At 63.9% G+C, this 25,260-nt stretch carries 29 protein-coding genes and 1 riboswitch; of the genes, 25 read left to right on the top strand and 4 right to left on the bottom strand.

The genetic code is table 11. The annotated features are described in order from the left end of the window. Positions 1 to 76: 76 nt before the first annotated feature. The 3 genes from PAN31117_RS24230 to PAN31117_RS24220 form a co-directional block, all read right to left on the bottom strand. Positions 77 to 1,336 carry an MFS transporter gene (locus tag PAN31117_RS24230; protein WP_150740450.1) on the bottom strand — a complete coding sequence of 420 codons (1,260 nt, stop codon included), beginning with the start codon at positions 1,334 to 1,336 and terminating at the stop codon, positions 77 to 79. A gap of 126 nt (positions 1,337 to 1,462) precedes the next feature. Beyond that, positions 1,463 to 2,272 (bottom strand): SDR family NAD(P)-dependent oxidoreductase, encoded by an 810-nt coding sequence (locus PAN31117_RS24225; RefSeq protein ID WP_150740449.1) that lies wholly within the window; start codon positions 2,270 to 2,272, stop codon positions 1,463 to 1,465. Between the two features lie 162 nt (positions 2,273 to 2,434). After that, on the bottom strand, positions 2,435 to 4,219 hold the full coding sequence (locus tag PAN31117_RS24220; RefSeq protein ID WP_150740448.1) for an ABC transporter ATP-binding protein/permease: 1,785 nt from the start codon (positions 4,217 to 4,219) through the stop codon (positions 2,435 to 2,437). A gap of 259 nt (positions 4,220 to 4,478) precedes the next feature. Next, a riboswitch (TPP riboswitch) is annotated at positions 4,479 to 4,598 on the top strand. A 133-nt stretch (positions 4,599 to 4,731) separates the two neighbouring features. On the opposite strand from PAN31117_RS24220, the gene PAN31117_RS24215 reads away from it, so the two are divergent. The 4 genes from PAN31117_RS24215 (at position 4,732) to PAN31117_RS24200 (ending at position 8,199) form a co-directional block, all read left to right on the top strand. Further along, positions 4,732 to 5,874, top strand: coding sequence for an FAD-dependent oxidoreductase (locus tag PAN31117_RS24215; RefSeq protein WP_150740447.1), 1,143 nt, complete (start codon positions 4,732 to 4,734; stop codon positions 5,872 to 5,874). 16 nt (positions 5,875 to 5,890) lie between these two features. Beyond that, complete coding sequence (thiS, locus tag PAN31117_RS24210; protein WP_150740446.1) at positions 5,891 to 6,088, top strand: sulfur carrier protein ThiS; 198 nt, start codon at positions 5,891 to 5,893, stop codon at positions 6,086 to 6,088. 1 nt (position 6,089) lies between these two features. Then, on the top strand, positions 6,090 to 6,935 hold the full coding sequence (locus PAN31117_RS24205) for a thiazole synthase (protein ID WP_046290003.1): 846 nt from the start codon (positions 6,090 to 6,092) through the stop codon (positions 6,933 to 6,935). Between the two features lie 61 nt (positions 6,936 to 6,996). Then, a complete protein-coding gene (locus tag PAN31117_RS24200; protein ID WP_246189241.1) occupies positions 6,997 to 8,199 on the top strand; it encodes a thiamine phosphate synthase in 1,203 nt (400 codons plus the stop codon). Between the two features lie 25 nt (positions 8,200 to 8,224). Here the strand turns inward: PAN31117_RS24200 and PAN31117_RS24195 are convergent, their stop codons facing one another. Further along, positions 8,225 to 8,728: a GNAT family N-acetyltransferase gene (locus tag PAN31117_RS24195; protein WP_150740445.1), complete on the bottom strand. Its 504-nt coding sequence runs from the start codon at positions 8,726 to 8,728 to the stop codon at positions 8,225 to 8,227. 341 nt (positions 8,729 to 9,069) lie between these two features. Between PAN31117_RS24195 and PAN31117_RS24190 the strand changes: the two genes are divergently transcribed. The 21 genes from PAN31117_RS24190 to PAN31117_RS24090 all read left to right on the top strand — a co-directional run bounded on the left by PAN31117_RS24190 (position 9,070) and on the right by PAN31117_RS24090 (position 25,052). Further along, the gene (locus PAN31117_RS24190) at positions 9,070 to 9,888 is read left to right on the top strand and encodes an ABC transporter ATP-binding protein (RefSeq protein WP_150740444.1); all 819 of its coding nucleotides are present in this window, start codon (positions 9,070 to 9,072) and stop codon (positions 9,886 to 9,888) included. Further along, the gene (mlaE, locus tag PAN31117_RS24185; protein WP_039393637.1) at positions 9,885 to 10,652 is read left to right on the top strand and encodes a lipid asymmetry maintenance ABC transporter permease subunit MlaE; all 768 of its coding nucleotides are present in this window, start codon (positions 9,885 to 9,887) and stop codon (positions 10,650 to 10,652) included. Before PAN31117_RS24190 ends, mlaE begins: the two co-directional genes overlap by 4 nt. 53 nt (positions 10,653 to 10,705) lie before the next feature. Beyond that, complete coding sequence (gene mlaD, locus PAN31117_RS24180; RefSeq protein WP_150740443.1) at positions 10,706 to 11,245, top strand: outer membrane lipid asymmetry maintenance protein MlaD; 540 nt, start codon at positions 10,706 to 10,708, stop codon at positions 11,243 to 11,245. A 6-nt stretch (positions 11,246 to 11,251) separates the two neighbouring features. Next, positions 11,252 to 12,157: an MlaA family lipoprotein gene (locus PAN31117_RS24175; RefSeq protein WP_150740442.1), complete on the top strand. Its 906-nt coding sequence runs from the start codon at positions 11,252 to 11,254 to the stop codon at positions 12,155 to 12,157. 187 nt (positions 12,158 to 12,344) lie between these two features. Next, positions 12,345 to 12,965: an MlaC/ttg2D family ABC transporter substrate-binding protein gene (locus PAN31117_RS24170; protein ID WP_150740441.1), complete on the top strand. Its 621-nt coding sequence runs from the start codon at positions 12,345 to 12,347 to the stop codon at positions 12,963 to 12,965. Positions 12,966 to 12,969: 4 nt separating this feature from the next. Beyond that, positions 12,970 to 13,227 (top strand): STAS domain-containing protein, encoded by a 258-nt coding sequence (locus PAN31117_RS24165; protein ID WP_023593879.1) that lies wholly within the window; start codon positions 12,970 to 12,972, stop codon positions 13,225 to 13,227. A 316-nt stretch (positions 13,228 to 13,543) separates the two neighbouring features. Continuing rightward, complete coding sequence (locus PAN31117_RS24160; protein ID WP_039393625.1) at positions 13,544 to 14,470, top strand: ABC transporter ATP-binding protein; 927 nt, start codon at positions 13,544 to 13,546, stop codon at positions 14,468 to 14,470. Further along, positions 14,467 to 15,222, top strand: a complete 756-nt coding sequence (locus PAN31117_RS24155; RefSeq protein WP_039393623.1) for an ABC transporter permease — start codon at positions 14,467 to 14,469, stop codon at positions 15,220 to 15,222. Before PAN31117_RS24160 ends, PAN31117_RS24155 begins: the two co-directional genes overlap by 4 nt. A gap of 18 nt (positions 15,223 to 15,240) precedes the next feature. After that, on the top strand, positions 15,241 to 15,480 hold the full coding sequence (locus PAN31117_RS24150) for a BolA family protein (RefSeq protein ID WP_150740440.1): 240 nt from the start codon (positions 15,241 to 15,243) through the stop codon (positions 15,478 to 15,480). Beyond that, entirely contained in the window at positions 15,477 to 16,817 is a 1,341-nt protein-coding gene (gene murA / locus PAN31117_RS24145; protein WP_150740439.1) for a UDP-N-acetylglucosamine 1-carboxyvinyltransferase, read from the top strand. The genes PAN31117_RS24150 and murA overlap by 4 nt, the downstream gene beginning before the upstream one ends. A 32-nt stretch (positions 16,818 to 16,849) precedes the next feature. Beyond that, positions 16,850 to 17,503 (top strand): ATP phosphoribosyltransferase, encoded by a 654-nt coding sequence (hisG, locus tag PAN31117_RS24140; RefSeq protein WP_095178579.1) that lies wholly within the window; start codon positions 16,850 to 16,852, stop codon positions 17,501 to 17,503. Beyond that, entirely contained in the window at positions 17,500 to 18,822 is a 1,323-nt protein-coding gene (gene hisD, locus PAN31117_RS24135; RefSeq protein ID WP_150740438.1) for a histidinol dehydrogenase, read from the top strand. The genes hisG and hisD overlap by 4 nt, the downstream gene beginning before the upstream one ends. A gap of 1 nt (position 18,823) precedes the next feature. Further along, on the top strand, positions 18,824 to 19,390 hold the full coding sequence (locus PAN31117_RS24130; RefSeq protein ID WP_150740437.1) for a hypothetical protein: 567 nt from the start codon (positions 18,824 to 18,826) through the stop codon (positions 19,388 to 19,390). 47 nt (positions 19,391 to 19,437) lie between these two features. Beyond that, a complete protein-coding gene (gene hisC / locus PAN31117_RS24125; RefSeq protein WP_150740436.1) occupies positions 19,438 to 20,502 on the top strand; it encodes a histidinol-phosphate transaminase in 1,065 nt (354 codons plus the stop codon). 27 nt (positions 20,503 to 20,529) lie between these two features. Next, a complete protein-coding gene (gene hisB / locus PAN31117_RS24120) occupies positions 20,530 to 21,117 on the top strand; it encodes an imidazoleglycerol-phosphate dehydratase HisB (protein ID WP_039393608.1) in 588 nt (195 codons plus the stop codon). 130 nt (positions 21,118 to 21,247) lie between these two features. After that, on the top strand, positions 21,248 to 21,874 hold the full coding sequence (locus PAN31117_RS24115) for a MarC family protein (protein WP_039393607.1): 627 nt from the start codon (positions 21,248 to 21,250) through the stop codon (positions 21,872 to 21,874). Further along, entirely contained in the window at positions 21,871 to 22,512 is a 642-nt protein-coding gene (gene hisH, locus PAN31117_RS24110) for an imidazole glycerol phosphate synthase subunit HisH (protein ID WP_039393605.1), read from the top strand. The genes PAN31117_RS24115 and hisH overlap by 4 nt, the downstream gene beginning before the upstream one ends. Positions 22,513 to 22,703: 191 nt before the next feature. Continuing rightward, positions 22,704 to 23,453: a 1-(5-phosphoribosyl)-5-[(5-phosphoribosylamino)methylideneamino]imidazole-4-carboxamide isomerase gene (hisA, locus tag PAN31117_RS24105; protein WP_150740435.1), complete on the top strand. Its 750-nt coding sequence runs from the start codon at positions 22,704 to 22,706 to the stop codon at positions 23,451 to 23,453. Positions 23,454 to 23,491: 38 nt separating this feature from the next. Next, on the top strand, positions 23,492 to 24,265 hold the full coding sequence (gene hisF / locus PAN31117_RS24100; protein WP_039393600.1) for an imidazole glycerol phosphate synthase subunit HisF: 774 nt from the start codon (positions 23,492 to 23,494) through the stop codon (positions 24,263 to 24,265). Between the two features lie 26 nt (positions 24,266 to 24,291). Beyond that, positions 24,292 to 24,690, top strand: coding sequence for a phosphoribosyl-AMP cyclohydrolase (gene hisI, locus PAN31117_RS24095; protein ID WP_150740434.1), 399 nt, complete (start codon positions 24,292 to 24,294; stop codon positions 24,688 to 24,690). A gap of 5 nt (positions 24,691 to 24,695) precedes the next feature. Beyond that, positions 24,696 to 25,052 (top strand): phosphoribosyl-ATP diphosphatase, encoded by a 357-nt coding sequence (locus PAN31117_RS24090; RefSeq protein WP_150740433.1) that lies wholly within the window; start codon positions 24,696 to 24,698, stop codon positions 25,050 to 25,052. Positions 25,053 to 25,260: the final 208 nt, after the last annotated feature.

Below are 25,260 nucleotides of genomic sequence, written 5' to 3'. Positions count from 1 at the left end.
GGCCATCCGGTGAGGCGACGGGACGTCGGGGCGATCGTGGTGTTCGCACCGGCGTCCCGTTTTGCCATGCAGACAGTTAATGCACGAAGTCGGTCGAGACGAGCGACTTGCCGCGCGTTTCGGGTAGCAGCAATGCGCACACCACGACAAGCAGATAGCCACCGCCCGCGACCATCCCGATGGCCTTCACGAGCGAACCGGTTTGCGCGAGCGTGCCCACGGCGATGGGGAAGAACGATCCGATGCCGCGCCCGAGGTTGTAGCAGAAGCCTTGACCCGAGCCGCGAATGTGGTTCGGATACAGCTCAGTGAGGTACGCGCCGATACCCGCGAAAATGCCTTGCACAACGATGCCCAAAGGGAAGCCGAGCAGCAGCATGGCACTGTCGGTGATCGGTAGCATCGTGTAGACCATGCCGAGGACAAACGACGCGATGGCGAAGAAGATGAACGCGCCGCGGCGTCCGAGCTTATCCGAGAGAATCGCCCCGACGATATAGCCCACGAACGAGCCGACGATCAGCACGATCAGGTAGGCGCTCGTGTTGAACACCGACAGACCGCGCACCGTCTTCAGATACGTCGGCAGCCACGTCGTGATCGCGTAATAGCCGCCGAGCATGCCGGTGCACAGCAGACTGCCGAGGATCGTCGTCTTCAGATGCGCCGGTGCGAAGATCTGCGTGAAGTTGCTCTGCAACTGGCCTTCGGCGATCTTGCGGCGCGTTTGCGTGAAGATCTCCGGGTCCGACACGTTGCGGCGCACGTAAATGATCCACACCGCGGGCAGAATCCCGATCCAGAAGCACGCACGCCATGCGTAGCCTTCATCGAGCACCGCGAAGAAGAACCAGTACAGCAGCGCGGCGGCGGCCCAGCCGACCGACCAGCTGCTTTGCACGGTGCCGACCGCTTTCGCGCGATGCTGCGGCGAGCGGATCATCTCGCCCATCATCATCGTGACGACAGTCCACTCGCCACCGAAGCCGATGCCCTGCAACGTGCGCGTCACGAGCAACTGCCAGAACGAGTTCGTGAAGCCAGACAGGAACGTGAACAGGCAGAAGGTGGCAATCGTCCATTGCAACACGCGCACGCGGCCGTAGCGATCCGCCAGAATGCCCGCGAGCCATCCGCCGACCGCCGACGAGATGAGCGAGCTGGTCGCGATCATGCCCGCCTCGCCCTTTGTCATGCCCCATGCAGCAATGAGCGTGGGGATGAGGAACGAATAGATCATGAAGTCGAACGCATCGACGGCATAGCCGCCAAAGCCCGCATACAGGGCCTTGCGCTCCTTCGTGTTGAGTTCTTGGAACCAGGAAAAAAACGCCATGAAGACTCCTCGGTGGATCGTGTGCTTGTCGTTATGTGTGCGACGTATGGTTGTTGTGTATCGATGTCGGGCATCGATGGTTGGGTCTACGTCTGACCCGGTGATCAGTGGATTGTCAGGGCTGCATCAGAGTGTGAGGCCACCATCGACATGAATCACCTGACCGGTGATTTGTCGCGCGTGCGGGCCGAGCAGGAAGACGGCCAGAGCGGCGATGTCGTCGGGTTCGCAGAGGCGTCCGGTTGGTGTGGCGTCGGCCGCGCGCTGCCATGCGGCCGGATCGATGGCCGAGTGACCGCTGTCCTTGCGCGTGTAGCCGGGCGCGACGCAATTGATCGTCACCCCTGCTCGCGCGTATTCGGCGGCGGCGCTTTTCGCCAACGCTTCGATGGCCGCCTTGGCAGCGGCCGTCGCGGGAAATCCGGGTTGGTTCGGCGCGAAGCGATGCGCCACGAACGAGCTGACGGCGACCACGCTGCCTTGCGACGAACGTTGGAGATCGGGTAGCGCGTGACGCAACAACGCGGCGAATGCGCCGGGCATGGCGGCGAGCGTGCGTGCGAAGGCCTCGTCGTCGATGTCGGCCAGCGACTGACGCGTGGCGAAGCCCGCGTTGCTCACGATTTGGTCGACGGGACCGAAGGCGTCATGCGCGGCGTCGACGAGTCGTGCGGCGGACTGCGCGTTCGTCAGGTCGCCGAACCACATGGCGCACTGCGCACCGGCGTCTTCGCATGCGCGACGTACTTCTGCGAGCCGCGTCTGACTGGCATCGGACGCGCCGCGTGTGTGCAAGAGCAAGCGGGTGTCAGGGGAGGCGAGACGGCGGGCGATGGCCGCGCCGATGCCGGAAGCGGCGCCGGTGACGACAACGGTGCGTCCGTCGCGCTGCGAGGAATTCGGCGACTGGCCGGACGAGGAAGCTGGAGGAGTCACGATGAGCCCGGAGTTTGCCTGATGGGGTGCTCGTGATTATGCCAAACCACCTCGGTGCCGGAACAGCCGCGTCAATATTATTTACGAAGTGAACAAAGTGGATGAATCGTCCGGTGGGAATGGCGCGGGGCGGCGTGAGATCGTCCGCCCCCTATGCCGTCACTACACCGCGCCGACGACCCGAGGTGGCTCGATCTCGCTCGCGGCGTGCAAGGTCATCGTGTGCTGATGGAAGCGGGCCAGTGTGTCGCGATGCGCCACACTGACGATGGCCGTGTCGGGCAGTTGCGCGTGCAGTGCGTCGTACACCGTTTCTTCGGTTTCGACATCGAGCGCGCTCGTCGCTTCGTCCAGAAACAGGAAGTCCGGTTTTTGCAGCAATGCGCGTGCAGCCGCCAGTCGCTGCTGCTCGCCGCCGGAGAGACGTCGCGCCCAATGCGCCGAGGTCAGCAGCTCGTCGCCGTATTGCCCAAGGTTCACGGCGTTCAGGGCATGGCGGCACTCGGCGTCGGTAAACGTATCGGGCGACGACGGGAAGGCGAGCGCGGCCTTGAGCGTGTCAATGGGCAGATAGCTTTGCTGCGAGAGGAACAGAACGCGGGCATTGGCGGGGACTTCGATGCGTCCGCTGCCGAACGGCCACAGACCGGCAAGTGCGCGCAGCATCGTGCTCTTGCCGCAACCCGAGCGACCGCGCACCAGCCAGCGCGATCCCGGAGCGAAGGCGAACGACCCGGCGGTCGCGAGCGGCTCGCCGTTCGGCAGCGACAGCCGCAGGTCGGCGGCCGTATAGGCAGGGACATCACTCGCCGTCACCACGGAGATGCCGCTTCGAGGGTGCGGTGTGGCGTCGATGACGCGTGTGAATTCGCGCAGACGGTTGATCGTCGCCTTCCAGTCGGCCAGCGTCGAGAAGCTGTTCACGAACCAGGAGAAACCGTCGCTCACTTGCCCGAAGGCGTCGATGATTCGCATCAGCACCCCCAGCGTGAACGCACCTGCGAAGTAACGGGGTGCTGCCGCCATGATCGGAAAGACGATGGCGATCTGCGCGTAGATCGAGTTCGCGAAGATCAGGCGTTTCGTCACCACCATGATCTGCCACCAGTTGTCGCGCACCGCGCCGAACGCCGACTTCAGACGCGATAACTCCGCGCCTTCGCCACGATAGAGCGCGACCTGCTCGGCCGATTCACGCAGCCGCACCAGCAGAAAACGAAAGTCGGCTTCGACCTGTTGTTGCCGGTAGCTGAGTCCAACGAGGGGGCGGCCGACCTTGAAGATCAGGAACGAACCGACGATGGCATACAGCGCAGCGACCCACACCATGTAGCCCGGAATCGTCACGTTCATACCTGCCAGCGCGAAGGACACTGCACCCGAGATCGTCCACAGAATCGTGATGAAGGAGAACAGCGAGACGAGCGTCGTCAGCAGATCGAGCGACAGCGCGAGCGACGAATTGACGAGCGTGCGGATGTCTTCGGAAATACGCTGGTCGGGGTTGTCGGCGAGGTGATCGCGTTCGATGCGGTAGTAAGCGCGATGCGCGAACCACTTCGTGAGATTCGCGTCCGTCACCCACTGACGCCAGCGGATCTCCAGCATCTGACGGAAGTAAGTGCGGAACGTCGCAATGATGATGAAGCTGAATGCCAGCACCGCAAACTCGGCGAGCGACGACTTGAAGACCGGCCAGTCGCGCTTGTCGAGGGCATCGTAAAAGCTGGCGTTCCACGCGTTAAGCCGCACGTTGATGAACACGACGGCAAGGTTCAGCGCGATCACGAGCGCAAGCAGGCGTCTGCCCTCCCAGCGCTTCTCCGAGACCCAGTAGGGGCGGATCAGTTGCCAGGCGGTGGGGTGTTTGGGTGGTCTGGGCGGCGGCGCGGCGGTGTCGCCTGAGGATTGCGGGGCGTGTGGCGTGTGGGTCGGCGTGTTGGCCATGATCTTCGGGCGGCGCGGCCGCAGTGGGGCAACGTTGTTATCTGCACGTTTGGCACATATGGCCCATTTGACCGCAGTTCCCGATGGTGCGTTGCACGATTTGCGGCCGGGGGCGCGCGTGACGGGGATTTTCAGTTTACGGACCGTTACACGCGGCCGGAATCAGGGGCGGGAGATCTCAAAAAACGAGACGCGACGAGCGTGCAATCGCCCGGGAAGCCTGCTTGCACGGGCGTCGGCATCTATGTTGTAATGGCTGCGGGCGAAACAGGGGTGCTCCGTAATTGGCGTAGTCACGTCAAAGAAGTCACGGGGCTGAGAGAGACCCTTTGCACCCGACCCGGGTAATACCGGCGTGGGAAGTTTCCGACTCCTCCATTGGGGTAAGGTGGCCATCACCGTTTCGTCCTTTTGCTTTCATGAGGAAAGGGCCCCATGCGTTGCCTTCCACAACATTCTTCGTATTCCCCTGAGTGCCCGCGCGCCGTGATGGCTTGCGCGGCAATGCGCGTATGAGCGCGACGGCTGCCATTACCACGTCGCGTCCCGACATTGCCGTGCTGGGCGGCGGGCTGTCCGGCCGTCTGCTGGCGTGGCAACTGATTCGCGTCGGCGCGCGCGTGGCGTTGTACGAGCGGGGCGACGCCGACGGCTCGTCCGCCGCTGGCTGGGTCGCCGCGGCCATGCTCGCGCCGCTGGCTGAGGCCGCCGTAGCTGAGCCGAGCATCGTCGAGATGGGCGCGGTCGGACTTGAGCGCTGGCCTGCGCTGATCGACGGCCTTCCCGAACACGTCTTCTTCCAACGCAACGGCACGCTGGTCGTGTGGCATCAGCCCGATCGCGCCGAGGCCGTGATGTTCGATCGTCGGATGCGTGCGAACGCACCGCCCGAGCTGCTGCGCGGCGGCGTCGAGCGGATTTCGGGCGCACAACTGAAGGATGTAGAACCGGCGCTCGCTGGACGTTTCCAGGAAGGCTGGCTGCTGCCGAACGAAGGGCAGCTCGACAACCGTCAGTTGTTGCGTGCGCTTGCCGCAGGACTTGCGAAGGCGGGCGCGGACCTGCACTGGAACACTGAAATTGTCGAGGGCGAGTATCCGGACGCCGGTCTGGTCATCGACTGTCGTGGACTGGGCGCACGCGAAGCGCTCACCCAATTGCGCGGCGTGCGTGGCGAAGTTGTGCGCATTCACGCGCCGGGGATCGGTCTGCGTCGTCCGGTGCGGTTACTGCACCCGCGCTATCCGATCTACATCGCGCCCAAGGAAAACGATCTGTACGTGATCGGGGCGACCGAGCTCGAATCGGAAGACATGTCGCCGATGACCGTGCGCTCGGCGCTCGAACTGCTCTCGGCGGCGCACTCGCTGAACCCGGCGTTCGGCGAGGCGCGCATCGTCGAGCTGAACGTCAATTGCCGCCCGGCGCTGCCCGACCATCTGCCGCGTGTGCAGTGGGACGGCGCACGGCTGCTGCGCGTGAACGGTCTGTACCGTCACGGCTATCTGCTCGCACCGGCGGTCACCGGCGAAGCGTGCGCGCTGGCGCAGGCATTGATGCAAACGAAGGGCGCGCCGTCGGGATCGGCGGACGCGTTCGACTGGGAGACGTGGCGAGCCAGCCGGCCGTGGCCGGAACTGTTTCGTCAGGCATGAGAGGAAGCGGTACGTAATGGACATCCATATCAATCAACAGATGCTGAGCGTGGCCGACACGGCGACGCTGGCCGAGGCGCTCGCTGCCTACGGCGCCAAGCCGCCTTTCGCGGCGGCGATCAACGGGCAATTCGTGCCCAAGACGCAGTACGCTGCGCGCACGCTCGTGCAGGGTGACAAGATCGATGTCGTGCAACCGGTGGCCGGAGGCTGAAATGAACGCATTCACCGAATCGAACAACGTGGCCGCAAGCAGCACGCGTGATGCGCTCACGCTCTACGACACCCGCTTCGGCAGCCGTTTCCTGCTCGGCACGGCGCGTTACCCGTCGCTGCAAGCGCTGAACGATTCCATTGACGCAGCGCGTCCGGGCATGGTGACGGTGGCATTGCGCCGTCAGCTCTCGGGCACCGGGGCGCAAGCGTCGGAAGGTCATTTCTGGGAGACGCTGCGCCGTCTTGCGGTGCCGGTGCTGCCCAATACGGCGGGCTGCCATTCGGTGCAGGAAGCGGTGACGACGGCGCAAATGGCGCGCGAAGTCTTCGAGACCGACTGGATCAAGCTCGAACTCATCGGCGACGACTACACGCTTCAGCCCGACCCGTTCGGTCTTGTGACGGCCGCCGAGCAACTGATTCGCGAGGGCTTCAAGGTCCTGCCGTATTGCACGGAGGATCTGGTGCTGTGCCGTCGATTGCTCGACGTCGGCTGTCAGGCGCTGATGCCGTGGGGCGCACCGATCGGTACCGGCAAGGGTGTGATCAATCCGTACGGTCTGCGTCTGTTGCGCGACCGTCTGCCGGATACGCCTTTGATCGTCGACGCAGGCCTCGGCTTGCCGTCGCACGCTTGTCAGGTGATGGAGTGGGGCTATGACGGCGTGCTGCTCAACACCGCTGTCGCGCTCGCTGCACAGCCGGTCGAGATGGCCGGTGCATTCGCCGGTGCGATCAAGGCAGGACGCGCCGCCTGGCTCGCGGGTCCGATGGCCGAGCGCGAGAGTGCCGAAGCCAGCACCCCGGTCGTGGGTGTACCGTTCTGGCATCAGTCCGGTAGCTGACCGTTCCTGATTTCATGACTAACGGCCGCGCGATGCGGGGCCGGATCAACAAGGATTTTTCATGACGACGCACGCTGGCGCCGCCGGGCCTGTGCACATGCAGCACGTGCAATGCCTGCCCACCGACGCATCGCTGGCGATGGCCTGGCAGCAGGCCGCCGACGCGATCCGCGCGCGCCTCGCACCATGGCCGGATGAGGCGACATCGGCGCAATGGCGGCTGCATGCCGAGACGCCCGGCAGCGCAGGGCCGGGCGATGTCGTCTGGCTGCCGCTCGTGCCTGCGCATGGATTGGGCACGGCGGCGTCCGTCAACCTGGACGCATGGCGCGCGAATGGCGCAGTCGTGCTTTGCTCGCGAGCCCTCGCGCAGGGGCACGTGGAAGACACTCTGTACACGCCGGACGGCGTCTATCGCGTCGCGGGCGTCGACGATCCCGCCTTCTTTCCCGCGTTTGCAGCGTTTCTGGATTGCGGATTTGCCCCGCACGACGCGCTGGTGCTCGGCCGCGCATGGCGCACAGACGGCAGTCATGTGCGTTCGGAAGACGTCAACACGCTGGGCGCGTGGCCGACCGTGCTGGAGACGTTTCCCGCTGTGCTGGGTCAGGTGCCGTCACCGGGACGCTTTCCTGCGTGCCCGGCGCGACTAGGTCTCTACCCGGTGCTACCCGACGCCGAGTGGTGCGAGCGGATGGCCGATCTTCAGGTCGGCACGGTCCAGTTGCGCATCAAGGACCCTGAGCACCCGGGGCTGCGCAGCGAGATCGAACGCACGGTGGCGGCCGGTCGCCGCGTGACGTACGACAGCGCGTGGTTCATCAACGATCACTGGCGCGAAGCGGCGCAAGCGCACGCCTATGGCGTGCATCTCGGTCAGGAAGACATGGCGGCACTCTCGGCCGACGAGGTCGCGACGCTGCACGCGAGCGGCATGCGGCTGGGCATCAGTACGCACGGCTATTACGAGATTCTCGCGGCGCATCACTTCCGCCCGAGCTATCTGGCCGTCGGCGCGGTGTTCCCGACGACGACCAAGGTCATCGCCACCGCACCGCAAGGGCTGGCGAAGCTGGCGCGTTACGTGAAGCTCATTGCGCCGCATTACCCGCTGGTGGCGATTGGCGGCATCGATGCCGCCAACCTGCCGCAGGTGCTCGATACCGGGGTGGGATGCACGGCCGTCGTGCGCGCTGTGACGGAAGCCGACGACGTGGCAGCGGCGGTTCGTTCGATGCAGCAGGAATTCGCGCGGCGGGTGTGAGTTAGCGATGCGCCTTTAGTGGTGGTTACAGTTCGCGCGTCATGAAGACTGCGCCATCGCCGTAGCCTGCCAGTTTGGCGGCGATCTGCGGCGAGACGTCCACCGTGACCTGATACCCGAAGCGAGCCCAGAACCCCTGCGATTGCTGCACAGCCACCAACGCCGATGCGCGCAGGCCGAGCGATTGTGCCGCTGACAACGCGGCGGCATACAACTGACCGGCCACGCCCGCACCACGGGTGCGCGGTGCAAGCGCCATGTCGTGCACGTACCAGCAGTCGGGAGCCTCCGGTAGCGTGTCGAGTACGGTGTCTAGCGGCGGCGGTGCGGCGAGACGCCACGGGTGCGTGAACAGATAGCCCGCGATGCCTGCGTCCGTCGGTCCGGTCGTTCCCGCATCCACCGCCACCCAGCAAGTCTGCGGCGACAAGGTCAGACGCGAGGCGAGAGTGGCTTCCGACTCCAGCATCAGGTCGGCGTACGCCAGGGCCTGGACCGTCAGCACATGGGGGAGGTCGCCGGGTTGCATCGGACGAATCTGAAAGTCCGGTGTCGCCGTAGACTGCGGCGCGACGGAGCTGGAAGACGGAGGGGTAGCGGAGGACATCCCGAGGAACGATGACAAGGGCGAAACGTCGTATTGTAGCAACGGCGCAACACTGGTGCGGGGCCAGAAGACGATAAGTCCTTGGCGCCGTTGGGTTTTTGCGGCGTTACGTCTATTGGAACGTTATCGCAGCAATACGCCCGGGGCCTGTAGAATCCCGCGGGGCAGCGCCGTTCCTTGCTTTCGCCGACCCGGCGTGGGCGGCATCGATTGGTAAACCCCCCTATAATTGGCGTTTTGCGCCGCACTATAAGACCCGAAACGTGCCTACCCCGAATCCGGAAAATCTGCTCGAACTGCGCGACGTCAGCTTTGGTTATGGCGAACGTCTGGTGCTTTCCGGGCTGAATATGCGGTTTCCCCGCGGCAAGGTCATTGCGGTCATGGGAGGCTCCGGCTGCGGCAAAACGACCGTGCTGCGTCTGATCGGCGGTCTCGTGCACGCCAGTCGGGGTCAGGTCGATTTCGACGGGACCGACGTTTCCACGCTCGATCGCGACGGCTGGTACCGCTTGCGTCGCCGCATGGGCATGCTGTTCCAGTTCGGCGCGCTGTTTACCGACATGACCGTGTTCGACAACGTGGCGTTTCCGCTGCGCGAACACACCCGTCTCGACGAAGATCTGATTCGTGACCTCGTGCTGATGAAGCTCAATGCCGTGGGCCTGCGTGGCGCACGCGACATGAAGCCGGCCGAGATCTCGGGCGGGATGGCGCGCCGTGTGGCGCTCGCCCGCACGATTGCGCTCGATCCGGACCTCGTCATGTACGACGAGCCGTTTACCGGTCTGGATCCGATCTCGATGGGCATTACGGCGAATCTGATCCGTAAGCTCAACGACGCGCTGGGCGCGACGTCGATCATCGTCTCGCACGATGTCTCCGAGACGTTCGCCATTGCCGACTACATCTACTTCATCAGCGAAGGCCGTATCGCCGCCGAGGGCGCGCCTGACGCGCTGCGCGCCTCGAACGACCCGACGGTGCGCCAGTTCATCGATGCCCAGCCGGACGGCCCCGTGAAATTCCAGTATCCCGCGCCGCCGCTCGCGGAAGACTTCGGTATCGGAGCGCGTGCATGATTACCACTATCGGCAGTTTTGTTCGCGGCCACGTCGAGCGCCTGGGTTACGGTGCGCGCATGTTTCTGCGCATGCTCGGATCGAGCGCCGCGCTGCTGCGCCGTCCGCGTCTGGTGACGGACCAGATTCACTTCGTCGGCAATTATTCGTTCGTCATTATCGCCGTCTCGGGCCTGTTCGTCGGTTTCGTGCTCGGCCTGCAAGGCTATTACACGCTCAACAAGTACGGCTCGGAGCAGGCCCTCGGTCTGCTCGTTGCGCTGTCGCTGGTGCGTGAGCTGGGGCCGGTCGTCACGGCGCTGCTGTTCGCCGGGCGCGCGGGCACGTCGCTCACTGCCGAGATCGGTCTGATGAAGGCGGGCGAGCAACTGACCGCCATGGAGATGATGGCGATCGATCCGATCGCGCGCGTGGTCGCGCCGCGTTTCTGGGCGGGTGTGATCGCCATGCCGATTCTCGCCGCGATCTTCTCTGCGGTCGGTATTTTCGGTGGCTACCTCGTCGGCGTCGAAATGATCGGCGTGGATTCCGGTGCGTTCTGGTCGCAGATGCAAGGCGGCGTGGACGTATGGTCGGACGTCGCGAACGGCGTCATCAAGAGCATCGTGTTCGGCATTGCCGTCACCTTCATCGCGCTGTATCAGGGCTTCGAAGCACAGCCGACGCCGGAAGGCGTGTCGCGTGCAACGACGCGTACGGTCGTGCAGGCATCGCTGGCCGTACTCGGCCTCGACTTCCTGCTTACGGCACTCATGTTCAGCTAAGAGGCCGGCTCGCCTGCCAAGACATAGACAGACAGTTTGCGCACACTGACACAATGAAAAAACACCCTCTCGACTTCTGGGTCGGCCTGTTCGTGGTACTCGGCTTTGCCGCCCTCCTGTTCCTCGCGCTCAAAGCGGGCAACATGAGTTCGCTGTCGTTCTCGAATACCTATCCGGTCACGGTGCGGTTCGATAACATCGGCGGTCTCAAGCCGCGTGCGGCGGTCAAGAGTGCCGGCGTGGTGGTGGGGCGCGTGGCGTCGATCAAGTTCGACGACAAGCGCTATCTGGCCGATGTCACGCTCAATCTGGATTCGCAGTACCACTTCCCGAAGGACTCGTCGGCGAAGATTCTGACGTCGGGTCTGCTCGGTGAGCAATACATCGGACTTGAGCCTGGCGGTGATGATCAGATGCTCAAGGGCGGTGATACGATCACGCTCACGCAGTCTGCCATCGTGCTGGAAAACCTGATTGGGCAGTTCCTGTACAACAAGGCAGCAGATGCCGGCGGCGCCCAGGCGGGCGGCGCATCGGCAGCACCGGCGGCAGCGCCGGCGGCTGGGGCAGCACCGGTAACCCAAGGAAAATAAGAGAAAATGACCAGCTTCCGTACTTCGGCAGTGTTGGCCGCTGGCGCGTTGGCGCTGGCAGGCTGTGCCACTGTCACGAACCCCAACCCCGCTGACCCCATCGAAGGTTTCAACCGTTCGATGTACAAGTTCAACGACACGCTCGACAAGGCCGTGCTCGTGCCCGTGGCAAAGGGCTACCGCTTCACGGTGCCGGAACCGGCGCGTGACATGGTCACGAACTTCTTCTCGAACGTGGGCGACGTGTACAACCTCGCCAACAACCTGCTCCAGTTGCAGATCACGGCCGCCGCGCAGGATCTGATGCGCCTGACGATCAACACCTTCTTCGGTGTCGGTGGTCTGTTCGACTTCGCGACGCCGGCCGGCCTGCCCAAGCACAGCCAGGATTTCGGCGTGACGCTGGGCAAGTGGGGCTTGCCTGACGGCCCGTACCTCGTGCTGCCGCTGCTCGGCCCGAGCACGGTGCGCGACAGCGTCGGCATGGCGGGCAACATGTTCATCGACCCGACGTCGTATATCAAGCCTGACTGGATCAGCTACTCGCTGTACGGTGTGCGTCTCGTGAATACGCGCGCTAACCTGCTCGACGCGTCGAACCTGCTCGAAGCCGCCGCGCTCGATCCGTACTCGTTCACGCGCGATGCATATCTTGCACGTCGCAAGTATCTGGTGAACGGCGGGGCGACGAGCGATACCTCGCTGCCGAACTACGAAGATGAAGACGGTGCAGGTGCTGCCGGTGCAGCAGCGGCCGGTGGCGCTGGCGCACAGCCGATGCCCGCCGCTCAACCGGCCTCGGGCGCAAGCGCCCCGGCAGCCGCTTCAGGTGCGCAGGCCGAACCGGACGCGCCGCAAGGCTCGCCCGTGCCGGGCAAGATGGTGCCGGGCGGTTTGCCCTTCCGTCGCTAATCGTCATCGATCGTCGGCGACCGTCGTCGACTGTTGTTGAAACGGGGCTCGGCGCGCTATCCAAGCGATAGTCGCGTCGTCTCCGGGCAACAGTTTGTTACACGACACTCCCGGCAATCCGAGAACTCCAGACGCCGCGCGGGTATCCAAACCCGCAACACTCGTCACTCGAAAGAGGAAGTCCACAATGAAGAAGTTCTGGCTCATTCCCGTCATGGCTTTCATGACGTACACCGCCGCCGGCTCGGCCATGGCGCAAGCGCAGTCCCCGGACGCACTCGTTAAGCAGACCGTGACCGAAGTGATGGCTGCGGCCAAGAGCGACCCCAACATTCAGAAGGGCGATCTGAACAGCATTACGCGTCTGGTCGAGCAGAAGATCATGCCGCACGCCGACTTTGCCAAGACAACGCAACTGGCGACCGGCGCCGCATGGCGCACGGCTACGCCCGAGCAGAAAAAGCAGCTGACCGAACAGTTCAAGACGCTGCTGCTGCGCACCTATGCCGGTGCCATCGCTCAGATTCGCGACCAACAGGTCAATTACAAGCCGTTCCGCGGTCAGCCGAGCGATACCGATGCCGTGGTGTACACCGACGTCGTCAACAACGGCCAGCCGATCGAACTCGACTACCGTCTGTACAAGACGGCGAGCGGCGAATGGAAGCTGTATGACCTGAACGTGCTGGGCGCGTGGCTGATTCAGACGTACCGCAATCAGTTCACCGAGAAGGTGAATCAATCGGGCGTCGACGGCCTGATCCAGTTCCTGACGCAACGTAATCAGCAACTCGCAGGCGGCAAGTAAGCCCATGCTCGCGTTGCAAACCGACCTGACTCACGACACTGCCGGCGACGTCCTCGCGCAGGCCATCGATCGCATCGACGCGGGCGAGACCCAGATCGACTGCGCCGGGCTCACGCATTTCGACTCGTCGGCGCTCGCGGTGCTGCTGGCCTTGCGCCGTCACGCGAGTCGGCGCGGTGCGACGTTGGCGTTCACTAACTTGCCGACAGGGCTGGCCAGTCTCGCACTAGTGTACGGCGTCGACCATTTGCTCTCGAGCTGATTCGTCCGGCCGGACTGCCGCCCTTTCGAAGAAGCGCCGTCATGTGACGGCGCTTTTTTTATGGCCGGGCGGATGACGGCGGAGGGCGCTGACCGTGTACTTCGCGTGGAGCGTGCGTTACCGAGGTTACAGACGGGTTAAGGCGGGCTAAGGTGGGCGCGAGCACGGCCGCCATCGGCTTCCTTTATAATCAGGGGTTTTCTGCCGAATTTTGGGCAGTGACCCCCGTCCGGGCTCCAACGCTGCCACCCTGGGTGCAGTCCCCCCGATCCGGAAAACAATAATGGCGTACCCGCGAAGACGGGTGCGTGCAGTCATGGCCGCCATCGAAATCCGTAACGTCAAAAAACGCTATCAGGCGTTGCAGGCGCTCAAGGGCGTCAGCTTCTCGATCGAAGAAGGCGAATTCTTCGGTCTGCTCGGCCCCAACGGCGCGGGCAAGACCACGCTGATCAGCATTCTTGCGGGCCTCGCGCGCGCGGACTCGGGCAACATCAGCGTGCTCGGTCACGATGTGGTGCGTGACTACCGCGACGCCCGCCGCAAGCTCGGTGTGGTGCCGCAGGAACTCGTCTTCGATCCGTTCTTCTCCGTGCGCGAGACGCTGCGTATCCAGTCCGGCTACTTCGGACTCAAGCGCAACGACGACTGGATCGACGAAGTGATGGCTAACCTCGACCTGACCGACAAGGCGGACGCGAATATGCGTCAGCTCTCGGGCGGCATGAAGCGACGCGTGCTGGTGGCGCAGGCGCTGGTGCATCGCCCGCCGGTGATCGTGCTCGACGAGCCGACCGCCGGGGTCGACGTCGAACTGCGTCAGACGCTCTGGAAGTTCATCTCGCGTCTGAACCGCGAAGGTCACACGATCGTGCTGACCACTCACTATCTCGAAGAAGCGGAAGCGCTGTGCGACCGCATCGCCATGCTCAAGCGCGGCGAAGTCGTGGCGCTTGAGCGTACGGCGTCGCTGTTGCAGCGCTTTGCGGGCACGCGTCTCGTGCTGCGCTTCAAGCAGGGCACGTTGCCGGCCGAGCTGCGTCCGTTGCTGGTCGACGGGCAGGACACGAACGGGCATCAATTCGCGCTGCGCCTGTCGGGCTGCGACGAAGTGGAATCCATTCTCGCCACTTGCCGTGCGGCAGGCGGCATCGTCGAAGATATCGACATTCAGAAGGCCGACCTCGAGGACGTATTCGTGCAGATCATGTCGGGTTCGCGCGCGCAGGAGGTGGCAGCATGACCGGCTTCAGCACGTTGTTTTACAAGGAAGTGCTGCGCTTCTGGAAGGTGAGTTTCCAGACCGTGGCCGCACCGGTGCTCACCGCGCTGCTGTATCTGATGATCTTCGGGCACGTGCTCGAGGACCGCGTGAAGGTCTACGACCAGATCAACTACACGTCCTTCCTCGTGCCGGGACTGGTGATGATGAGCGTGTTGCAGAACGCGTTCGCCAATAGCTCGTCGTCGCTGATCCAGTCGAAGATCACGGGCAACCTCGTGTTCGTGCTGCTGCCGCCGCTCTCGCATTGGGAGATGTATGGCGCGTACGTGCTGGCGGCCGTCGTGCGCGGGCTGGCGGTCGGGCTGGGCGTTTTCCTCGTGACGGTGGCGTTCACGCACCTGACGTTCGCCGCACCGCTGTGGATCCTGGGCTTTGCCTTCTTCGGTGCAGCGATCCTCGGTACGCTGGGGTTGATTGCGGGCATCTGGGCCGAGAAATTCGACCAGCTCGCGGCATTCCAGAACTTCCTGATCATGCCGGCGACGTTCCTCGCGGGCGTGTTCTATTCGATTCAGTCGTTGCCGCCGCTGTGGCAGGCCGTGTCGCACTTCAACCCGTTCTTTTACATGATCGACGGGTTCCGTTACGGCTTCTTCGGCGTGTCCGATGTGGCCCCGACGACGAGTCTCGCCGTCGTCGGCGTGACTTTCCTGATACTCGCAACCGTGGCGCTGAATCTGCTGCGCCGTGGCTACAAACTGCGTCACTGAACTTCTCCAGGATCAGCCATGCTGCCTACCCCCGAACAAATCAAACAGTACATCGAAGCCGGTCTGGCTTGCGATCACGTGGCCGTCGAAGGTGATGGTCAGCACTTCTTCGCGACCATCGTCAGCACGCAGTTCGAAGGCAAGCGCCTCATTGCGCGCCATCAACTCGTGTACGGCGCGCTGGGCGACCGCATGAAGGCCGAAATCCACGCGCTCTCGATGAAGACGCTCACGCCGGCGGAGTATCAGGCGCAATGAGGATTACGCAAGAAAGCGCTGGCGCTGCTGGCAACGGCGAGGTTCTCGCCGGCGAGCGTGTGGCCGCGGACCACCTGGAAATCGAAGGCGGCGAGCGGCTGGAAGGCGAGATTGCCGTCTCGGGCGCCAAGAACGCGGCGCTGCCCATTCTGTGTGCCAGCCTGCTGACTGCCGAGCCGCTGGTGCTGGGCAACGTCCCGGATCTGCATGACGTGCGCACCATGCTGACGCTGCTCGCGCGCATGGGTGTGAAGGTCGAGCGCAACGGCGAGTCGGTGACCCTGGACGCGTCGCAGATTACCGAGCCGGCCGCACCGTACGAGTTGGTGAAGACCATGCGCGCATCGATTTTGGTGCTCGGTCCGCTGCTCGCCCGTTGCGGTGAAGCGCGCGTGTCGCTGCCGGGCGGATGCGCCATCGGCGCACGACCCGTTGATCAGCACATCAAGGGCCTGCAAAAGATGGGAGCCGAGATCACGTTGACGCATGGCGACATCTTGGCGCGGGCTTCACGTCTGCGCGGCGAAACGCTGGTGACGGACATGATCACCGTGACGGGTACCGAAAACCTGCTCATGGCGGCCACGCTGGCCGACGGCGTGACCGTGCTGGCCAACGCCGCGCGCGAGCCGGAAGTGACCGATCTGGCCCATCTGCTCGTGAAGATGGGCGCGAAGATCGACGGTATCGGCACCGATCGTCTGGTCGTGACGGGCGTCGCACGCTTGCATGGTGCAACGCACGATGTCGTGCCGGATCGTATCGAAGCGGGCACGTTCCTGTGCGCGGCTGTGGCCACGCGCGGCGACATTACGCTGCGCCGCGTGGTGCCGGGCACGCTCGACGCCGTCATCGAAAAATTGCGCGAGACCGGCGCGAATGTGACCGGTGGTGCGGATTGGCTGCGTGTGCAGATGGATCGTCGCGCGCAGGCCGTGAGTTTCCGGACGTCGGAATATCCGGCGTTCCCGACCGATATGCAGGCGCAGTTCATGGCGCTGAACTGCATTGCACAAGGCGCGTCGCAGGTCGTTGAAACGATCTTCGAGAACCGCTTCATGCATGTGCAGGAATTGATGCGTCTGGGGGCGAACATCGGCATCGAAGGCAACACGGCGCGGATTTCCGGCGTAGATCGCCTGTCCGGTGCCCATGTGATGGCCACCGATCTGCGCGCGTCCGCCAGTCTGATCGTCGCGGGTCTGACGGCCGAAGGCCGTACCCTCGTCGACCGCATTCATCACCTCGATCGCGGCTATCATCGTATCGAGGCCAAGTTGTGCGCCGTGGGCGCGCGAATCCGGCGTGTCGAAGCACGCCAGGGAGAGATTGCATGAGTACCGTGAAGTCGGCCAAGCCGGCCCAGCCGCTGGCCCAACCGCTGACGCTGGCGCTCTCGAAAGGGCGTATCTTTACGGAGACGCTGCCGTTGCTCGCAGCGGCCGGTATCGAGGTGACGGAAGATCCCGAAACCTCGCGAAAGCTGATCCTGCCGACGACCGATCCGAATCTGCGCGTGATCATCGTGCGCGCGACGGACGTGCCGACGTATGTTCAATACGGTGCTGCCGACTTCGGCGTGGCCGGCAAGGACGTACTCATCGAACATGGCGGTGGCGGCCTGTATCAGCCGATTGATTTGAACATTGCGCGTTGCCGCATGTCTGTGGCTGTACCGAAGGGTTTCGACTATGCGAATGCCGTGCGTCAGGGCGCACGTCTGCGTGTGGCGACCAAGTACGTGCAAACCGCGCGCGAACACTTCGCGGCCAAGGGCGTGCACGTCGACCTGATCAAGCTGTACGGCTCGATGGAGCTGGGCCCGCTCGTGGGTCTGGCCGACGCGATTGTCGATCTGGTGAGCACCGGCGGCACGCTGCGGGCCAATAATCTGGTGGAAGTGGAGGAGATCATGGATATCTCGTCCCGCCTCGTGATCAACCAGGCTGCGCTCAAATTGAAGCGTGAGTCTTTGCAGCCTATTCTGGATGCCTTTGAGCAGGCGTCCCGGCAAACAGCATGAAACTCGATATTCGCAAACTCGACTCGTCCGCTGAAGGGTTCGCCGCGCAGTTGCGCGACGTTCTGGCGTTCGAAGCGAGCGAAGACGCCGCCATCGACCGTGCGGCCGCCGAAATTCTCGCCGACGTGAAAGCGCGCGGCGACGCTGCCGTCATCGAATACACCAACAAGTTCGATCGTCTCAGCGCCCCCGATATGGGCGCGCTGGAGCTGTCTGCCGACGTGTTGGCGGCGGCGCTCGAAGGGCTTGAGCCGAAGCGTCGCGCTGCCCTCGAAGCTGCGGCTGCGCGCGTGCGCGCCTATCACGAAAAGCAGCGCATCGAATGCGGCAGCCATAGCTGGCAATACACCGAGTCGGACGGCACGGTGCTGGGTCAGAAGGTGACGCCGCTCGATCGCGTCGGCATTTACGTACCGGGTGGCAAGGCGGCATATCCGTCGTCGGTGCTGATGAACGCGATTCCGGCGCGTGTGGCTGGCGTCAAGGAAATCGTCATGGTGGTGCCCACGCCGGATGGCGTGCAGAACCCGTTGGTGCTGGCAGCGGCGCACATCGCCGGGGTGGACCGCGTGTTCACCATCGGTGGCGCGCAGGCGGTTGGCGCGCTGGCGTATGGCACCGAAACGGTGCCGGCTGTCGACAAGATCGTCGGTCCGGGCAATGCCTTCGTGGCGGCGGCCAAGCGTCGCGTGTTCGGCACGGTCGGCATCGACATGATTGCCGGTCCGTCGGAAATCCTTGTGATCTGCGATGGTTCGACCGATCCCGACTGGGTGGCGATGGACCTGTTCTCGCAGGCCGAGCACGACGAACTCGCCCAATCCATCTTGCTGTGCCCGGACGCCGAGTACATCGCGCGCGTGTACGCGTCGCTGGAACGTCAGATCGACGACATGCCGCGTCGTGAGGTGATCGCCGCGTCGCTGCAAGGCCGTGGCGCGCTGATCAAGGTGCGCGATATGGCGGAAGCGTGCGAGATCGCCAACGTGATCGCGCCCGAGCACCTGGAAATCTCGACCGAGACGCCGCAGCAGTGGGGCGACAAGATTCGCCACGCCGGTGCGATCTTCCTCGGCAAGTTCACGAGCGAAAGCCTCGGCGACTACTGCGCCGGTCCGAACCACGTGCTGCCGACTTCGCGTACCGCGCGTTTCTCGTCGCCGCTGGGCGTGTATGACTTCATCAAGCGTTCGAGCCTCATCGAAGTGAGCGAGGGCGGTGCCCGCATGCTCGGCGAGATCGCGGCCGAACTGGCATACGGCGAAGGCCTGCAAGCGCACGCGCGCAGCGCCGAATACCGTCTGCATCACGAGTCCTGACATGCGCGACGACGCCCTGCGGCCCGCGTACAGTCCTTCGACGTCGGCCACTGCCCGGCGTCGGACCCGCGCAAACGCTGTTCCCTTGTTGATTTCGCTGCCAGCCCGCGTCTCGCGGGCTGCGCTGCGTTCTGTCGTACAGACGGTCGCGCTGTTCGGTCTCGGCATGACCGCGGCCACGGCCGCGCATGCCGCGGGCAGCTATTGCCAGCATGCCCGATTCGAAGGCACGTCCGTCGAGAAGATGACGGTGTGCGTGCGGCGTCAGGCGTTCGATAACGACGTGTACGTGCTGCGTCTGGACGGCAAGACCGCGCTGCGCGGCACCGACGAGGAAGTGGCGCACGGCGTGTTCGGCCGCGTCGGCAACCGACTCGTCGCCATGCGATGCGAGGCCGAGGAGTCGCCCGCGCGGGTAAGCCCTGCCGTGGCGCAGGCGTTGTCGTGGCAGACGGGCGTGCGCGTGCAGCGCATCACCGACGCGCTTGGCAACGTGGAGACCGGCCGCCGCTGCACCGTCAAGATCGATGGGGCGGACGCCGGTTTGCTGACGTTCGCGTTCAACTGAGTCCGTTCATCCGCCCCTAACCCAACACCCATTGCCTTCGATTCGCCATGTCCGTCGACCAAGTGATTCGCCCCGATGTGCTCGCCATGAGCACCTATCCCGTGCCCGATGCCAGCGGTTTCCTGAAGCTCGACGCGATGGAGAACCCCTACGGTCTGCCCGATGCGCTGCGCACCGCGCTGGCGCAGCGTCTGGCGGATGTAGCGCTCAATCGCTATCCGGCGCCGCGTCCGCAGGCGTTGCTCGAGAAGCTCTCGCGCACAATGGGCGTGCCGGTCGGCGCGAAGCTGCTGCTCGGCAACGGCTCGGACGAAATCATCAGCATGATCGCGATGGCGACGGCGCGCCCGGGCGCGGCGGTTATCGCGCCGATGCCGGGTTTCGTGATGTACGAGATCTCGTCGCGGTTCGCTGGGGTCGAGTTTGTCGGCGTGCCGCTCACGGCCGACTTCTCGCTCGACATGCCTGCGATGCTGAACGCGATTGCGGCGCATCCCGGCGCGGTGGTCTATCTGGCGTACCCGAACAACCCGACCGGCAATTTGTTTGCCGACGCGGATATCGAGACGCTGGTGCGCGCGGCAGGCAACGGGCTGGTGGTGATCGACGAGGCGTACCAACCGTTCGCGGGCAAGACGTGGATGCCGCGTCTGCCCGAATTCCCTAATCTGCTGGTGATGCGTACCGTCTCCAAGCTGGGACTGGCGGGCATCCGGCTGGGCTATGTGGCGGGTAGCGCCGAGTGGCTGGATCAGCTCGATAAGGTGCGTCCGCCGTACAACGTGAACGTGCTGACGCAGGCGTGCGCCGAATTCATGCTCGATCACCTCGACGTGCTCGACGCGCAGGCGGCTGAGTTGCGCGCGGAGCGCACCCGGCTGGCGGCCACAGTGGCGGCGCTTCCCGGGGTGACGGTGTTCGCGAGCGACGCCAATTTCCTGCTCGTTCGGGTGCCGGATGCCGACAAAACCCACGCCGGCCTGCTCGCGCACAAGGTGTTGATCAAAAACGTGGGTAAAATGCACGTATTGCTGGCCAATTGCCTCAGATTGACGGTCGGCACCCCCACGGAGAATGCCGCAATGGCCAAGGCTCTGGCGGCATCACTCTAACAAGCTATACGACGAGAACTCACCATCATGCGCATTGCGGAAGTCGTTCGCGATACCAGCGAAACGCAAATACGCGTCAAGATCGACCTGGACGGCACCGGCCGGAAGACGCTCGATACCGGCGTGCCGTTTCTGGACCACATGCTCGACCAGATCGCGCGCCACGGCCTCATCGACATGGATGTCGAAGCCAAGGGCGATACCTACATCGACGATCACCATACGGTGGAAGACGTCGGCATCACGTTGGGTATGGCGGTGGCCAAGGCCATCGGCGACAAGAAGGGCATCGTGCGCTACGGCCATAGCTATGTGCCGCTCGACGAAGCCCTCTCGCGGGTGGTGATCGACTTCTCCGGTCGTCCCGGCCTCGAATTCCATGTGCCTTTCACGCGCGCTCGCGTGGGCAACTTCGACGTCGACCTGCTCATCGAATTTTTCCGCGGCTTCGTGAATCACGCGGGCGTTACGCTCCATATCGACAACCTGCGCGGCATCAACGCCCACCACCAGTGCGAAACGGTGTTCAAGGCGTTCGGTCGTGCCCTGCGCATGGCGGTCGAGATCGATCCGCGTGCGGCGGGTGTCGTGCCGTCCACGAAGGGAAGCCTCTGATATTGACGGGACTGTAGCGCTCGTGATGCCGGTCTGACCGGTGTCGCTAGCCGGATAGCCCGCCGGACGCGAGTCCGGCGCCTCTGCGAAGATTCATCGACCGGCCGGACGCCGGCGCCGCGTGCCCCTTATGACGCTCGACGCCTTCAAGTTCTTCATCTCGTTGCTGGCCCTGATCAATCCGCTCGGGGCGATTCCGCTGTTCATCAGCCTGACGTCTACGCAGACACGGGAAGAGAAGCGTCACACGATCAACGTTGCGGCCATTGCCGTAGCACTCGTGGTTGCGGGTTCGGGACTGTTCGGTGAGGCCATCATCCGCTTCTTCGGCATCTCGATTGCGTCGCTGGAAGTCGGTGGCGGCGTGATCATGCTGCTCATGGCGGTGAACATGATCAACGCGCAGACCGGGAACACGCGGGCGACGGCGGAAGAGCGTCACGAAGCGGAGGAGCGGCCGAACATCGCCGTGGTGCCGCTGGCGATTCCGCTGCTCACCGGGCCGGGGACGATCAGTACCGTGATCATCTACTCCGGCCGCGCGCATGGCTGGGCGCAGATTCTGGCGCTCATGGCGATTGGCGTGGGCGTGGGTGCAGTGTGCTGGGTGGCGTTGCGCAGTGCCGGTCGCATCGAAGGCTGGCTCGGGCGCACGGGCATCAACATCGGCACGCGTCTGATGGGGTTGATCCTCTCGGCGCTGGCCGTGGAATTCATTATCGATGGTTTGAAAATACTGCTGCCGGGTTTGAGATGAATAAGATTGCGATTGTCGACTACGGAATGGGCAACCTGCGCTCGGTCTACCAGGCGCTGCGTGCCGCAGCCCCGGAGGCCGACGTGAGCATCAGCAGCGACGCCGCCGAGATTCGCGCCGCCGACCGCGTGGTGCTGCCGGGTCAGGGCGCGATGCGCGACTGCATGGGTTGCCTGAATGAGTCGGGCCTGCGCGAGGCCGTCGTCGAAGCTGCCGCCACCAAGCCGATGTTCGGCGTATGCGTGGGCGAGCAGATGCTGTTCGACATGTCGGACGAAGGCAACACCCCTGCGCTGGGCCTGCTGCCGGGCCGCGTGGTGCGCTTCGATCTCGAAGGCCAGGTGCAGGACGACGGTTCGCGCTTCAAGGTGCCGCAGATGGGCTGGAACCGCGTGCGTCAGACGCAGGGCGCTCACCCGATCTGGGCTGGCGTGCCCGACGACAGCTATTTTTACTTCGTGCACAGCTACTACGTTGTGCCCGCGAAGCCCGAACTGACGGCCGGTGAGACGGTCTACGGTGTGCCCTTTACCTGTGCAGTGGCCCAAGATAATATCTTCGCCACTCAGTTTCACCCGGAAAAGAGCGCCCAGGCGGGCCTTGCGCTTTACCGCAATTTTGCACAGTGGAAGCCCTGATGACGACCCGTGCGACGGGCCGGTATCCGGTTTCCTTCCCGAGCGTGCCCTCCATCACGGCTTATACTGTGTCATGTTGATGAACCCGATCCCGACGCGCCGAAGTCTGGCAAGACCGGGGTCGGTTTTATGTTGTCCGCGTAACTTGCGAATTCCTTTTACTTCCCACTAGCGACGTTTCACGATTGCCTATGCTGCTCATCCCGGCCATCGACCTTAAAGACGGTCAATGTGTTCGCCTTAAACAAGGCGACATGGATCAAGCCACCGTATTCTCGGAGGACCCCGCCGCCATGGCTCGACATTGGGTCGAGCAAGGTGCGCGCCGCCTCCATCTGGTGGACTTGAACGGTGCATTTGCTGGCAAGCCGCGTAACGAAGCGGCCATCCACGCCATCATCGAGGAAGTCGGCGCCGACATTCCGGTGCAACTGGGCGGCGGCATTCGCGACCTGGGCACCATCGAGCGCTTTCTCGACGCCGGTCTGTCGTACGTCATCATCGGTACGGCGGCTGTGAAGAACCCCGGTTTCCTGCGCGACGCCTGCAGCGCGTTCGGCGGCCACATTATCGTCGGCCTCGACGCCAAGGACGGCAAAGTGGCCACCGACGGCTGGAGCAAGCTCACCGGCCACGAAGTCGTGGATCTGGCGCGCAAGTTCGAGGACTACGGCGTCGAATCGATCATCTACACCGACATCGGCCGCGACGGCATGCTCCAGGGTATCAACATCGAAGCAACGGTGCGCCTCGCGCAGGCGGTGACCGTGCCGGTGATCGCCAGCGGCGGCTTGTCGAATCTGGGCGATATCGATGCGCTGTGCAAGGTCGAGAACGAGGGCGTCGAAGGCGTCATCTGCGGCCGTGCCATCTACTCGGGCGATCTGAATTTCTCGTCGGCGCAAACGCGTGCCGACGAGCTTTCCGAAGGAGCGGCATAAGCGGGACTACGGCTGCGGCCGTCTCGCGTGCCAACATCATGGCTCTCGCTAAACGCATCATCCCGTGTCTGGACGTGACGGCTGGCCGCGTGGTCAAGGGCGTCAACTTCGTCGAACTTCGCGACGCGGGCGACCCCGTCGAGATCGCCCGCCGTTATGACGAGCAGGGCGCGGACGAACTGACGTTCCTCGACATCACCGCGACCTCCGACGGACGCGATCTCATTTTGCCGATCATCGAAGCGGTGGCCGCACAGGTCTTCATCCCCCTCACGGTGGGGGGCGGTGTGCGCGAAGTGGCAGACGTTCGCCGTCTGCTCAATGCCGGTGCGGACAAAGTCAGCATGAACTCGTCGGCTGTCGCGAATCCGCAACTCGTCGCCGACGCGGCGGCCAAATACGGCTCGCAATGCATCGTCGTGGCCATCGACGCCAAGCGTGTTTCGGCCGACGGCGAAGCGCCGCGCTGGGAAGTCTTCACGCACGGCGGTCGCAAGAACACCGGTCTCGACGCGGTGGCGTGGGCCAAACAGATCGAGGCGTTGGGGGCGGGCGAAATCCTGCTGACCAGCATGGACCGCGACGGCACCAAGAGCGGCTTCGACCTGGCGCTCACGCGCGCCGTGTCCGACGCTGTGAGCATTCCCGTGATCGCCTCGGGCGGCGTGGGTTCGCTGGCCGATCTGGCCAACGGTGTGACCGAAGGCCATGCGGATGCCGTGCTGGCCGCGAGCATCTTCCACTACGGCGAGCACACCGTCGGCGAAGCGAAGCGCTTCATGGCTGATAAGGGCATTTCCGTACGTCTGTAAGGCCTCTGAACGGGACTCGACGCATCATGACGCAAGAATGGCTGGATAAAGTAAGTTGGGACGCGCAGGGCCTCGTGCCCGTAATCGCGCAGGAAGTCGGCAGCAACGACGTGCTGATGTTCGCCTGGATGAATCGCGAAGCGCTCGCGCGCACCGTGGAAATCGGCGAGGCCGTCTACTACTCGCGTTCGCGCAAGCGTCTGTGGCACAAGGGCGAGGAGTCCGGACACGTGCAGAAAGTGCACGAGATCCGTCTCGATTGTGACGAAGACGTCGTGCTGCTCAAGGTGACGCAGAACGATGGCATTGCCTGCCATACGGGCCGTCATTCCTGTTTCTTCCAGAAGTTCGAGGGCAACGCCGCGGAAGGTCAGTGGACCACCGTCGAGCCGGTGCTCAAGGACCCGAACAAGATCTACAAGTGATTGCCATGAACGATACGCTCGAGCGTGTTGCCGAAGTGATCGCGTCGCGTAAAGGCGCCGATCCCGACAAGTCGTACGTTGCCCGTCTGTTTCACAAGGGCGACGACGCCATCTGCAAGAAGATCGGCGAAGAAGCGACCGAGGTCGTGCTCGCGGCCAAGGACATTCGCATTGGCGGGGCGGACGATCTGCGTCAGAAGCTCATCAACGAGACGGCCGATCTGTGGTTCCACTGCATGGTGCTGCTGGCCCACCACGACCTGAGCCCAGCCGAAGTGCTCGCCGAGCTGGCGCGTCGCGAAGGGCTGTCGGGCCTTGTCGAGAAGGCACAGCGCGGCACGCGCGGCGAACACGCGGACTGATAGCGGCGTCTGCCGCTGTCTGGCGGCAGCACCCCCTGCCCACTTTGCTCCCTGTACTCCATTTGTCCGACACTGCCGAGTCATCACGCAGGCTCTCAAGAGGAGACGCTTCATGAACGATCCGCAACAATCCGGCGGCCCGGGCCATCCCTATACCGTCAACACGACGACGGTCGCGAGCGCCCCTAGCGAAGAGCAGGAACGTGCG

The sequence above is a fragment of the Pandoraea anapnoica genome (genome assembly GCF_902459765.1).
In the GTDB taxonomy this organism is placed as follows: domain Bacteria; phylum Pseudomonadota; class Gammaproteobacteria; order Burkholderiales; family Burkholderiaceae; genus Pandoraea; species Pandoraea anapnoica.
Note: the sequence above shows the minus strand (reverse complement) of the source record. Positions and strands in the feature narration are given on the sequence as shown.